General features: G+C 42.0%; 11 protein-coding genes. 6 read left to right on the forward strand and 5 right to left on the reverse strand.

Annotated elements, in window-relative coordinates:
• Positions 1–15 precede the first annotated feature (15 nt).
• From F0227_RS16840 to F0227_RS16855, 4 genes are all read left to right on the forward strand, one after another.
• Positions 16–822 carry a transporter substrate-binding domain-containing protein gene (locus tag F0227_RS16840; protein ID WP_171754408.1) on the forward strand — a complete coding sequence of 269 codons (807 nt, stop codon included), beginning with the start codon at positions 16–18 and terminating at the stop codon, positions 820–822.
• 15 nt (positions 823–837) lie between these two features.
• The gene (locus F0227_RS16845; RefSeq protein WP_171754409.1) at positions 838–1,764 is read left to right on the forward strand and encodes an amino acid ABC transporter permease; all 927 of its coding nucleotides are present in this window, start codon (positions 838–840) and stop codon (positions 1,762–1,764) included.
• A gap of 152 nt (positions 1,765–1,916) precedes the next feature.
• Positions 1,917–2,975: a low specificity L-threonine aldolase gene (locus F0227_RS16850; RefSeq protein WP_171754410.1), complete on the forward strand. Its 1,059-nt coding sequence runs from the start codon at positions 1,917–1,919 to the stop codon at positions 2,973–2,975.
• A 198-nt stretch (positions 2,976–3,173) separates the two neighbouring features.
• Positions 3,174–3,989 carry an AraC family transcriptional regulator gene (locus F0227_RS16855; protein WP_216613456.1) on the forward strand — a complete coding sequence of 272 codons (816 nt, stop codon included), beginning with the start codon at positions 3,174–3,176 and terminating at the stop codon, positions 3,987–3,989.
• A gap of 1 nt (position 3,990) precedes the next feature.
• On the opposite strand, the gene F0227_RS16860 is transcribed toward F0227_RS16855, so the two are convergent.
• Together F0227_RS16860 and F0227_RS16865 are read right to left on the reverse strand one after the other, a co-directional pair.
• On the reverse strand, positions 3,991–4,605 hold the full coding sequence (locus tag F0227_RS16860) for a fumarylacetoacetate hydrolase family protein (protein ID WP_171754411.1): 615 nt from the start codon (positions 4,603–4,605) through the stop codon (positions 3,991–3,993).
• 153 nt (positions 4,606–4,758) lie between these two features.
• Positions 4,759–5,208 (reverse strand): MarR family transcriptional regulator, encoded by a 450-nt coding sequence (locus F0227_RS16865; protein ID WP_171754412.1) that lies wholly within the window; start codon positions 5,206–5,208, stop codon positions 4,759–4,761.
• 110 nt (positions 5,209–5,318) lie between these two features.
• On the opposite strand from F0227_RS16865, the gene F0227_RS16870 reads away from it, so the two are divergent.
• On the forward strand, positions 5,319–5,741 hold the full coding sequence (locus F0227_RS16870) for an organic hydroperoxide resistance protein (RefSeq protein WP_171754413.1): 423 nt from the start codon (positions 5,319–5,321) through the stop codon (positions 5,739–5,741).
• A 244-nt stretch (positions 5,742–5,985) separates the two neighbouring features.
• On the opposite strand, the gene F0227_RS16875 is transcribed toward F0227_RS16870, so the two are convergent.
• On the reverse strand, positions 5,986–6,282 hold the full coding sequence (locus F0227_RS16875; RefSeq protein WP_171754440.1) for a pyrimidine/purine nucleoside phosphorylase: 297 nt from the start codon (positions 6,280–6,282) through the stop codon (positions 5,986–5,988).
• Between the two features lie 87 nt (positions 6,283–6,369).
• Positions 6,370–8,826 (reverse strand): bifunctional diguanylate cyclase/phosphodiesterase, encoded by a 2,457-nt coding sequence (locus F0227_RS16880; RefSeq protein ID WP_171754414.1) that lies wholly within the window; start codon positions 8,824–8,826, stop codon positions 6,370–6,372.
• A gap of 647 nt (positions 8,827–9,473) precedes the next feature.
• Here F0227_RS16880 and F0227_RS16885 point away from each other — a divergent pair.
• A complete protein-coding gene (locus F0227_RS16885) occupies positions 9,474–11,450 on the forward strand; it encodes an ATP-binding protein (RefSeq protein WP_171754415.1) in 1,977 nt (658 codons plus the stop codon).
• A gap of 109 nt (positions 11,451–11,559) precedes the next feature.
• Here F0227_RS16885 and F0227_RS16890 read toward each other — a convergent pair whose 3' ends face one another.
• Positions 11,560–13,104 carry a DUF3369 domain-containing protein gene (locus tag F0227_RS16890; RefSeq protein WP_171754416.1) on the reverse strand — a complete coding sequence of 515 codons (1,545 nt, stop codon included), beginning with the start codon at positions 13,102–13,104 and terminating at the stop codon, positions 11,560–11,562.
• Positions 13,105–13,393: the final 289 nt, after the last annotated feature.

Genomic DNA, 13,393 nt, shown 5'->3' on the forward strand with positions numbered 1-13,393 from the left:
TATGGAGAGAAGAGAGTGAAAACGATCAAAACAGGGATAGCCATATTATTAGGCATACTAACCTCATTTACCGTATTGGCGAACAGTCCAAATGTAGACAGTATCGATAAGCGAGGCACTTTACGAGTAGGAATGTCCACATTTGTTCCTTGGGCAATGAGGGACAAACAAGGTGAACTGATTGGCTTTGAAATTGATGTTGCTAAAAAGTTAGCGGAAGACTCAGGCTGGAAGGTAGAGTTTGTACCTACCGCTTGGGACGGTATTATTCCCGCCCTTTTAGCGAAAAAGTTTGATGTGATCATTGGCGGCATGTCTGTCACTGAAGAGCGTGCAAAAAGCGTGTTGTTTAGCAGCCCTTATTCTCACTCTGGTGTGCAAGTCGCTGCAAACAAAAAACTGGCTGATGGATTTAGTCAATTTAGCGATTTCAATTCACGACGCATAAAAATTGCCGCTCGCCGAGGCGCTTTTACCGTACAAGTTGCACGTGAAACCTTTCCTAAAGCTAAAATCTTACAATTTGACGATGACGCACAAGCCTTTCAAGAAGTACTCAATGGCAACGCTCATGCGGTTATTGCATCCAGTCCAAAACCGGAACATGAAGCAATTAAACACGCAGATGTGCTGTTTTTACCATTTAAAGAAAGATTGTCACGAGGAAACGAAGCTTTTGCCGTTCGTTTAGGTGAAGAAGATAAAGCCGAATTCTTTAACAAATGGATAAAAGCTCGTACTGACGATGGCTGGTTAGCAGAGCGTTACGAATACTGGTTTGCCACCCTTGATTGGCAAAACCAAGTAGCTCAAGGTCAATAAGGCGAAGTAGTTGCGATGATAATAAAAAGTAATCCCTTACCTATTTCTGGGAGAAAAGGCACCAAAGTAGCTAAAAAGTTGAAATTGAATACCCTCGATTATCTACTTTTAGCCATTGTTGCCTTAGCGTTTGCTTGGATTTATCATCGCTCATCTGCTGATACCAACTATCACTGGGACTGGGCTAACGCACTGTCGCTTATCTTTACTCCTAGAGCAGATGGCAGCCTACCCTATTTTTTCCAAGGATTACTCTCTACCATTCGGCTGAGCGTTTGGGGAATGCTGTTTGCCATGATTCTAGGGGTATTACTGGGTGTTGCTCGTCATACCAACCACTGGCTACTCAAGGCACCCGCCACTGCGTATATTCAGCTAATACGGAACATACCTCCCTTGGTATTCGTGTTTATCTTCTATTTCTTTATCTCTAATCAGCTTATTCCGTTACTCGGTTTAGAGCCGTTATTAAGAGAACATAATGGGGATATAAACCTAATACAGTCTTGGTTATTTGGTGAAGCCTATCTTTGGGAAAACTTATTATCCGGTATCTTATGTGTAGGATTGCTATCAGCAGCTTACATTGCAGAAGTCGTTAGGGCTGGACTAGAAGGTGTTGAAAGAGGACAGTGGGAAGCAGCTGACGCTCTTGGCCTCTCTACTTGGTCGAAATACCGTTATGTGGTCGCTCCGCAAGTGATCACAGCAATTACTCCTCCTTTAGCTGGTCAGGCTATTTCACTCATTAAAGACTCTTCCATTGTCTCACTGATATCAATACAAGAGTTAACATTTGTGGGGACAGAAATGGCAAATTCATCAGGGCTAATTTTTGAGATATGGCTTATTGTTGGATTATCTTATTTTGTTCTTTGCTTTATTTTATCTTTGTTATTTAGCAAATTAGAAAATAATAGCCGCAAACATTTACGCTCATAGCCGTAGACAGCAATTGGATTAAAAACGTCTCAGCACTATCTTGAGTATAAATAAATTAAATCGAACGACAAAAACTGCAATATTTTACAATGCTAAGGCAAACGAATGAGGCATAGTAGAGCCTTGCTACCTTGTCTTAAGAACTGAACATCATGACTAATACACCTTCCAATCGCGTAGAAGTTAACTTCACTAGTGATAATATTGCCGGAACATCACCAGAAATACTCGCTGCCATCATTGAGAACAGTACAGAAGCGCTAGCGCCATATGGCAACGACGCGTTAACTCAGCAAGTAACGGAGCAGCTTAAGACTGTTTTTGAAACCGATCTAGAGGTATTTCTTGTACCGACCGGAACCGCAGCTAATGCGCTGAGCTTAGCATGCTTAACACCACCGTGGGGAGCGATACTCTGCCACCCAGATAGTCATATAAACAATGACGAATGTGGCGCTCCAGAATTTTTTACTGATGGCAGCAAGATAATACAAGTCGACGGAACAAACAGTAAAATGGACGCAAGCTTGCTGGCGAAAATGGCGGCAGCTAAAGTTGGTGATGTACATACCGTTCAGCCCTCTGTGGTCAGTATTACTCAAGCAACTGAAGCTGGAAACTGCTATTCGTTAGACGAAATCCGCCATATTGGCGACATTTGTCACTCCAATAATTTAGGGTTTCATATGGACGGGGCGCGCTTTGCTAACGCTCTGGTCAAACTCAACTGCACGCCAGCGGAAATGACATGGAAAGCAGGTGTGGACGTTCTCTCTTTTGGTGCAACAAAAAATGGCACCCTTGGCGTAGATGCCATCGTGTTATTTAACAAAAAACACGCAAAAGAACTGGCGTTTCGCCGTAAAAGAGCCGGACATTTACTGTCTAAGATGCGTCTATTCTCCTGCCAGTTACACGCGTATCTTAACGATGATTTGTGGCTAAACAATGCCAGGCATGCCAATGCTATGGCTCAGAATCTAAGCCATGGCCTAGAGCGCACGGGTAAAGTTGAACTGATTTCAGCAACAGAAACCAACATTATTTTCTGCAAAATGTCACCCGAGCTCATTGAGTATCTCGTCGACCTCGAAGCCAAGTTTTATCATGACCGCTGGGAAGAAGGGGTTGTTAGGCTGGTAACGAATTTCTCAACCAAACCAGAGCAAGTAGACTACTTTATACAGAAAGTGGCTGAGTTTACTCCATAGCCTTCGCTCTGGATAAGAAAGTCAAAATAACCTATGTTTTCATATAATGAAACGCATAGGTTACTCAGTACTGCCGTTTTAGATAGGCAACAAAGCAAAACCATACATTGGAGATAAGTCTATTGTGTTGATTTTAATAAGATTAAAGGCGATCAAAGTAGTGCTGAGTTTGCTCTGAATCCTACATCTGGAGGTCACTTGAGTATAAAAGATAAGGTCCAATATCACCGTGTTGCCGACTCTGCGGATTTAACACTGAGTGAAGGTATTTATACCGATTACAGATTTGAGCCTCACTACCACATCGACTTTCATATCGGGCTGGTCGTTAGTGGCGTGCAACAACAAAAGTTTAATGGCCAACAAGTACTTCTTGGCCCCGGCAGAGTATCAATCATGCCGCCAGGGGAGATACATGATGGCTCGGCTTATCAAGACCCATACTATCGTCTCAATACTTTTCGAATAACTCAAGATATGCTCGATGAGCATTTTTTGGATATTTTCGATCGCCATCGTTCTGTCTCCTTTGCAGGGGCAATGTTAGACGACGCAATACTGTCAAAACAGCTCAGCCATTTATTCTCATTAATCAAAGGAACGGGAGAGCTGTCGTCATTACCCGTTGAAGAAAACTGGTTAAAAGTTCTGCACCCTATTCTCTCACAACTCAACCAGAGTAAAGCCCCTGAAATAAAGGGCGGTTTATCCGGTAAACACTGGGATTGGATTAATGAGTATTGCCGTGAACATATGGCCGACAAAATCACTTTAGCTCAACTTGGCAGCATCTCAGGTTTAAGCCGCTACCAGCTCTTGCGTCGATTTGAAAAAACCATCGGCATTACGCCGCATGCTTGGTTGACACAATTACGCTTAGAGTACGCCTGTAGAATGCTAAGAAAATCAGATGAACACATCGCCAACATCGCGACCAACGTTGGCTTTTATGACCAGAGTCATTTTAACCGAGCGTTCAAAAATGCGTATGGAGTCGCACCTTCTAAATACTGACTTACTCAGCCAACCATTCCGCTTCGACAATGGTACGCTCTTCACATTTTATTCTTCCGGTAAACACATCTCCCGCTCTAACGACACCGACTCCTTTTGGCGTTCCAGTCATGATTATGTCGCTAGTCTCTAATGTTGTATAACCGCTCAGCTCTTGCAAAATAGTTCTAGGTGAGTAAAGCATCTGGTTCACATGACCACTTTGAATCCTCACACCGTTAATAAACAGTTCGATAGATAAGCAATCAATGTCTACACCGTCTAAAGGAACAAACCGGCTGAATACCGCAGAGTGATCAAACGCTTTTGCCCGCTCCCATGGAAGCCCTCTGTTTTTCAACTGAGACTGTAACTCACGCTTAGTTAAGTCTAAACCAAACCCTACCGCCGCCAATTTTTTGCGTCGAACCAAGAAGCAGATCTCTGATTCATAATGGAGAGGCTCTTGAGAGAATGCGTATAACCGGTTACTGATGGCTGAATTGGGTTTATTAAACACCACCATCTGTTCTGGCATGGCGTTGCCTAACTCTTCAATATGCTCAATATAGTTTCGTCCTACACAGACGATTTTTGATGGCTTAACTCTTTTGTCACCTAACTGTACTGTATTCATCTATTAATCCATTAATTTTATTCATTAACCTCAACTCGAGATAATTTAAGCCTCTCAGCATAGCTGCTTTTAGCACCTAACCGCGCCTCATCAACTTATAACCCATTGAATTTAAAAGTCATATTGACTTTCTCATCCCAAGTTGAAGTTACATTAGTCTAAGCGAGAAAGCACCTTTTCACACAGCGTCTTCAACTGAATAAGGTCGTCCAGTGGCAAGCCAATTTTACAAAACATACCCTCTGGAATCGCCATGGCTTGATCCTTTAACTGTGCCCCTTTTTCTGTTAAGTAGAGCATTCTCACTCGTTCATCCTCTAGGCTCCGCTTTCGCTCCACCAGAGATTTGCTCTCTAGTCTTTTTAAGAGAGGCGTTAACGTGCCTGAGTCTAAATACAATTTCTCACCTAGGGTTTTGACGTTAATACCATTAGTTTGCCATAACACCATCATTACTAAATATTGAGAATAGGTTAAATCCAGTTGTTGCAAAAATGGCCGGTAAGCCCTAATTACCGCATTAGCTGCGCTATAGAGAGGAAAACATACTTGGTTGTCTAAGGTTAGTTTTTCTGCATCTTGCTCAGAATTACATGATGTCATTTTACTGCCTCATAAATATATTGTGCACAATATACTTGCATTACGAATAAAGTTCGACATATAATCGCAAACAATCTAATTGCGCACAACTTAAATAACTGGAGCATACAATGACAACTTTATATAAAACAAAAGCAACGGCACTCGCTGGCCGAAACGGTAACGTAGCAACTGAAGACGGATTGCTAAATGTCGATCTAAGCTATCCAAAAGAGATGGGGGGGTCAGGCACTGCAACAAACCCAGAACAACTTTTTGCAGCAGGATATGCCGCGTGTTTTTCTAATGCGATTTTACATGTCGCTAAAGAAGCAAAAGTTAAAATTGCTCAAGCGCCTGTTAGTGCCGAAGTTGGCATTGGACCAAATGCAGAAGGGGGTTTTGAACTGAGTGTCGAGCTAGCGGTAAGCTTAGATCTTCCGCAAGATAACGCGTTAGAACTTGTTCGTGTCGCTCATAAGGTTTGCCCTTACTCAAATGCTACGCGTGGCAATATAGACGTCGCGGTTACTGTGAATGGCGAAGCCATCTAAAGCCATCTATTTACACAAAATCACTGCCACTGAGTCTTTATTTCTGTACCACTTGGGAGTCCCTTTCGAGAATAACTCGAAAAACTAACCACACTGATTGAAGCACATTAGAGCCTGTTTTAGCCTCCCCGCAAACAGGCTCATTTTTTACTCATCGGCTTTAGAATAAAAGGGCTGAAGTAGTACTATGTGACTCTCCTCATGCCTTGCTCAAAACGCTTGTAGATTGAACATCACTTGTACTTTAAAGATCAACCGACCCTAGGTACTCACATAAATAGGCAGTAGCAACGTCCACTTTGACATCAAATGATGAGTTAGCTTTGACATCAAATGCTTCACCCGCTTTAAACTGTACCCACTCGCTATCATCTTCACGCTTAATGGTTAATGCCCCTTTAACCACCGTCATCTTTTCCGCGGCCTGTGTGCCAAAGGTATAAGTACCCACAGCCATCACACCCACGCTGCTGTCACCATCTTGCTGGTTAAAGCCAAGAGATTTTACTCCACCATCAAAATAACTGTTTTCTTTAATCATCATACTTCCTTGTTCGTTTCTCATTGAGATCATACTTTGCTACATGCAAATCTATGACTCGCTTACTTGCTCAGTTCACACTGGCGGTTATTTTCTTGTCGTTTCCAGCAATTCCGTTAGCTGCTCCGCCGCAAGAGGTTTACTGTAGTAATATCCCTGTCCTTGCAAGCAGCCACGCTGAATTAAAAAATCCACCTGCTCTTTTGTCTCGACACCTTCTGCAATCACTTTTAAAGACAAAGCATTACCCATGGCAATAATAGCGTCAGTAATCGCAATACCATTACTATCATGAGGCAGGTCATTCACAAAGGATTGATCAATTTTAATTTTGTTTAATGGCAGTTGTTGAAGATAACTTAATGACGAGTAGCCCGTACCAAAGTCATCCATAGAAAGCTCAATTCCAAACCGGCGTAACGCCTTCAAATACTTTATCGAACGTTCAGGCTTACTCATCATAAACCCTTCCGTCACTTCCAACTCTAAACAGTGGGTAGGCAAGCCCGTCTCATTGACAACCGAAATAACCTGTTCAACAAATGACTCTTTTTGCAGCTGCTGTCCAGCGACATTAACCGCGATCCGCCCGAAGTCATAACCCTGCTCTAGCCACTCAACACCTTGTCTGCATGCGGTCTCAAGTACCCAGCGACCAATGTCATGTATTAACCCCGCTTTTTCCGCTACCGGAATAAACGCCAAAGGAGAAACCTCTCCCAAAGTTGGATGTTTCCAACGAATAAGTGACTCAAAACCAATTAATTTTCCGGAAGCCATATTGAACTGCGGTTGATACACCAGTTGAAAGCCATCATTTTCCAAAGCCCCATGCATGGCACTTTGCAACTTTAAGTGCACCTCCGACTCTTTGGTTAGCGACTCGGTATAAAAGGCAAAATTATTGCGACCATCATGCTTTGCTCGATACATGGCCACATCAGCATTTCGTAATAGCGTGCCACTGTCCGCGCCATCTTGAGGATAAAGAGCAATTCCCATACTGCCGGTAAACCTCAGTTGCTCTCCGTTAGAAAGCACGATTGGCATATCAAAGATCTTCATCAATTTGCTAACAACTAAGGCAACAGCATTAGGATCAGAAACGCCAGTAAGTAACACCACAAATTCATCACCACCAATACGAGCGATGGTATCTTCTGCGCGTAAGTTCTTCTTCAATCGGGAGGCAATTTCACAAAGCACCTCATCACCAATTAAGTGGCCATAGCTATCATTAATGTGTTTAAAATGATCAATATCGATGAATATAGTGGCAAATTGACCAGAATTTCGCTCAACATGCTGAATTTCTTGCTCAATCTGCGTAGACAGTTTTAACCGATTGGGTAGATCCGTTAATGGGTCGTGGTAAGCCATGTGTGTCAATTCGGCTTCACTCTTCTTGATCAAAGAGATGTCCGCGAACACCCCAACAAAGTTACAAATTTCATTGTTCTCATCGTAGACAACACTAATGGTCGAGAGCTCTGGATAAATAGCGCCATCTTTTCGTCTATTCCACAGCTCTCCCTGCCACTTGCCATTCATCACAAGTGAGTTCCACATCTCTCGGTAAAAATCACCATCATGACGGCCTGATTTAAGAAAACGAGGATTTCGACCTACTGCTTCCACTTCTGAGTAACCGGTAATTTCACAAAAAGCTTTGTTTACATAAGCGATATTGCCATTGCGATCAGAGATAATTACACCTTCTACTGAGTTCTCAAATACCGTCCCAGCAATCATCAGTTGATCTTCAATCACTTTTCGATTGGTTACATTTCGTGTCATACCGATAATGCCCACGGTTTGACCCACATTATCGACAATCGGCGCTTTGATGGTTTCTAACCAAGTTTTATTTTCAGGGTCAGATACATTTGAGTACTCTTCCACAACCATTTGAGTCCCTTCTTCTACTACCTTTTTATCGGTAATCAGGAACTTCTCGGTTAACTCCTTATCGAATATTTCCCCATCGGTGTAACCAATAATTTGCGATATTCTGGAGTGCCATGCGGCTTCCACTTCTTTATTGCAAAAGGTGTACACGCCGTTCATATCTTTAACCCAAAGATGATCTTTAAAGCTATCAATGAACATTTGGAAATCAGGCGCTGCAAAGTTCGCCCCCGCAGCGGCCAACTCAGCTTGGTGAGTGAGCTGCGCCTTTTGATAGAGTGCAATCAAATCTTTCTCGATATGACTCACAACGCTATCCAGCAAAAGACCATCATCGTCACTTAACGGCTCATCTTTTGGCAATACAACTAAACAGCCAAAGCGCTTTTTACTCAGCCAACAAATAGGTAGCCCAACCACTTCAATGCCCTTCTTCGGACCTTGCTGTGTTGGCTCTTTGCCGTCGTCATTAATCAGATGGTCAGACGATAAAAGCTCACGAGTTAACGCTCCATTTTCCATCACACGAGAGCAGAACGGTTGCCACTGTTCATTCAGTAAGTTGAGATCTATGGATTTATCAGAGGTCACTATTGGCAAAAAACGCTCAGCATTTTTTTCAAATTGGCATAACACAAACCGGCAACCTATAAGTCGCTGAAAACGTGAAAAAAGATTTTGCCAAGCCTCTATGGACTCAAGTGGTATAGCTGGATTTATCATAAAACGGCATTATCGATAACTCTAACGCTAAAAGTGCTGCACACTTTCAAACAATGGAGTATGTTCTGAAATTACTAGATTGATTCCTGCACAAAATATAACAATTTAATCTTTGAATAGGTAAAACAAATATCTATAACGTTAAGCTAATAGCAGTTCTAAACATAATTATGTGGCTTATAATCTAAAACCCCTTCTAGACACCGTATTCAGAGCAACATTGGTTGAACCGTTCAAAGGAAATAATAGAACCATTTACCTTCTTTCTAAGGTTGCCTCAAGCCACCATTTCAATGGCCACTATTTGTATACTCAAGTGACCTCAAGGTGCAGGATTCAGAGCAACATCAACAAGTTCAGTTCAAGAAAGATAATTGAAGGAATGGCATTTCCTTTCAAGATTTCTGACGCAGAAATGGGCATGTTGAGGTCACTTGAGTATATGAACTGAAAAATATCAATTACGAACCTTAGCAAGGTCACGTTATGCGATTTGTCTGATTCACCAAAAGGGTCAAGGGCAACTATACTGACAGAAGTGTGAATTTTTAAGGTCAGGTATGAATACAGTAAAAGCCATGGCAAACAACATCAGCAACCCAATTAGAAGCCGCATTGGTAAACGTATTATTCTAATAATGGTGTTGATAAGTGGTACGGTGACGTTAACAGCGACAACACTTCAACTGGTATGGGATTATAAACGTGAAGTCAGTGACGTAGAAAATCGTCACAAAGAGATAGAGACCATCCATGTCCCCTTATTGGCTGCATCCCTGTGGGAGTTCGACTTAAAACTACTGCAACAAAAGCTTGAAGGCTTAATAAACCTGCCTCGCATTAACTATCTTGAAGTCCGCTCCGCAAGCGAGCTTTTTTACGCAGGCAGCCCAGTAAAAGACAATGCTTTAACCGATGAGTACCTCATTGTTTACCAGTCTTCGTACAATGAAGAACCCGAGATACTGGGCACGTTGCGCGTTGAATCTGATCAGCAAGAAATTTACGACTACCTGATTCGCCAATTTGTCATCACTTTGATCATCAATGCCTTCAAAACCATCATTGTCTGTTTAGTTATATTGATGGTGATCCACATCAGCATTAATCGACGAATTTTTTCTATTGCTCAATATCTGAGACGCTACAATCCACGGCACCCAAGTAAGCCTCTCAAATTGCCTTCCACTAAAGTTGTCACGCAACATAATGATGAATTAAATCAGTTAGGTAATGAGACCAACAAGATCACGTCTAGGCTGACGCTTCTTTATAACAACATTAAGTACGAGCAAGAACGTTTTTCAGATTTTGCTAATGTCGCCTCCGACTGGCTATGGGAAACAGATGAGAACGACATTCTCATTTACGCATCATCAGAAATGATCGACGCTTTGGATATTAATGAAAATATTCAACTGCATTTTCGTGATCTACCGGCGTTAAAAAATGCCGAACAACTGCTAGATAAAATAGCCCAGAAGCAAAGTTTCTCATTTTGTCAGGAAACCGTAGTGATAGACGGAATCACTCACTACTTACTTTTCCAAGCCAATGCCAACTATAAAGATGGAGAGTTTACCAACTTCAGAGGGACGGCCATCGACATCACCGTACTTCAGCAAGCTCAAATTGAGCTAGAAGAGCTGAATAATACCCTAGAAGGCAAAGTCATAGAGCGTACTCAAGATCTTGAAACCAGCATGCATAGGCTACAAAAAACGCAGCAACAACTGATTGAGTCAGAAAAACTGGCGGCTTTAGGCGGGCTGGTCTCTGGTGTTGCTCACGAAGTCAATACGCCATTAGGTATTTCCGTTACTGCCGCGTCTATCATTAAAGAGATTATCGCAGAACTCAATAATGCATTTGCTCAACAAACACTCACCACAAGTCAGTTCTCCAACCTCATGGAGCGAATGAATGAAAGCACCGATATGTTAGAAACCAATTTGAATAGAGGTGCCAAACTAATTCGCGACTTTAAGCAAACGGCGGTAGACCAAGTATCAGAAAGTCGCAGTATCTTTAAGGTTTACCAAGTATTGGATTCTCTTATTGCCAGTCTGCATCCTGAAACTCGCAAGATTCCTGTGGAACCACGCTTAGTTGGCGACACTAATATCTCCATGAACAGTCTGCCAGGTGTGTTAACGCAGGTCATATCAAACTTGGTTCTTAATAGTGTCAATCACGCCTTTACCAACCAAACTGCCCCAGAAATTGTTATTAATTTCACAGAAGAAGGGGACAAAGTGGTATTTGAATATCGTGATAACGGCAGCGGCATAGAAAAGCACCTGCATCAAAAAATATTCGAACCTTTCTTCACTAGCAAGCGAGGCAAAGGCGGTTCTGGGTTAGGTTTGAATCTGGTGTTTAATCTTATTCAGCACAAGCTGGAAGGTCATTTAGAGTTCGACTCAGAGCCCGGGCAAGGTGTGCACTTTAAGTTCTGGTTACCAAGTCAATTGCCTCTTACGGTCGAGAAAGAGCTTGAAGAATTAGAAGATGTTTCAGGCCAACAACACGGTTAGTGACAGCGGTTAATAATGGCTGCCATTTCAGATAAGAAGAAAGTTAGATAAGAAAAAAGGAGGTAAACCGTGTTTACCTCCTTTTCGTCTCTATCACTTTCATTGTGACTTAATCTGGGAACTTCTCTCTAATATCTAAGAACTCTTCCCAGTTATCTAAAATCAAGTCCACCATTTTAGGCTCAAAATGCTTACCTCGTTGCGAGACAAACTCTTGCTTAATTTTTTCATCCGGCCACGGTTCTTTGTAGCTGCGCTTTGAACCCAATGCATCGAATACATCCGCAACCGCGGTTAATCGTCCTGCGACTGGAATATCTGTACCTGACAAGCCATTAGGGTAACCACTACCGTCCCATTTCTCATGGTGATAACCTGCAATTTCTTTAGCGACCAAGATTAACCGACGTTTAGAGTTACTCAGAATCTCAACGCCATAGTCAACGTGCTTCTTCATAACCTCCCACTCTTCACTGCTCAGTTTTCCGGGCTTATGAAGAATGCTATCAGGAATGGCCACTTTACCCACATCATGCAGTGGAGATGCATGCTTAATGAGTCGAGTCTCGTTGTCAGGCAAGCCATACAACTGCCCTAACCGCTCACTAATCAAAGAAACACGTTGTACATGCGCACCGGTCTCTTTACTGCGAGCTTCAACCGCATTGGCAAGGTTGTAAACCAACTCTTTCGAGGTGTCTTGCAAATCCACCATTAGGTTAATATTTTCAAACGTCAGACAGATATTCTGCATGTATATCTCAAGCAGCTGCTTGTCTAACTCCGAAAGCTCTGTGTTTAAATTGATATAGAGGATACTGTTCACCCCTCTCTCATCAGTCGCAAAAAACACATAAGCATCTTTATAACTTAATGACCCACCAAAACTGATCGTTTCTAAACAACGTTTTGCGACTTCATCAGGCAACAATTCAAATGAGCACTCAGGGTAAAAATTAACATAGTCCCCGGTAGCTGCAAGCGTTAAGGCACGAGTATCTTCACCATCCGAACTAGGTTGAACCAAGCAATAAAAAGCGGAAGCATCTAACTTTAATAAAGAGGTTAATTGATGCAAAACGGTTGTCGCATAAGTTTTTAACGTATTGGTATTTTGTACGTTCGCAGAAGCGGTAATAACTCGGCTTAGTCCCTCTTTCTGCTCTTCAATTAAACAGAGATCTCGATAAGATCGCAGCATTGAATAGAGCAGAGTACGAAGCTTTTGCGTGGTCAGTTCGGTCTTTTCTTTGTAGTCATCAATTTCATACTCTTTAATGACGACATCTTCAGGTGCCTGTCCAGCTTGTCCCGTTCTTAATACCAAACGGATAAGACGGTTGTCCTGCTCTGTACGAATGTATTTAACCAAATCTAGACCAGCGTGTTCGGTTTCCATCACTACGTCTATTAGCGCAATGGCAATATCATCGTTATCTTGAAGTATCACCTTTGCCTGCTCTGCAGAAAACGCAGAAATAAGCTCTAAATGTCGCTCTTGAAACTCAAAACCACTCAGTGCAATACGAGTAATTTGATGCATCTGCTCATCATCGTCTACTAGCAATACTCGCCATGGATTCTCGTGCAGTATGTTTTTTTCTTCTGTTTCATCTGTTCTTTTGGGATCACGAAGATCAGCAAACAACTCCATTTCAACCTCTTCTGACCTGTAACGGTGATTAATCTAGATCGTTAAATTCTATCAAGGAATAGCATCAACATTATTTATAATAGTCCTTAATAATTAGAATGCGTTAATAAGATAAAAATTCAAGCAGTTCTTTCTGCTAAGTTTAGTGTTCTTTTGTAAAGTGAGACATTGATTATTGATAATCACTCTCACATTAAGAAACAATACACATATTAGATAGAAAAATCACAGACTTCCATCAATAGATTATTAAAAACCCCATTTATCGCTAAATGGGGTTTGGTAGAAA

This window comes from Vibrio sp. 99-8-1 (assembly GCF_013114595.1).
Lineage (GTDB): Bacteria > Pseudomonadota > Gammaproteobacteria > Enterobacterales > Vibrionaceae > Vibrio.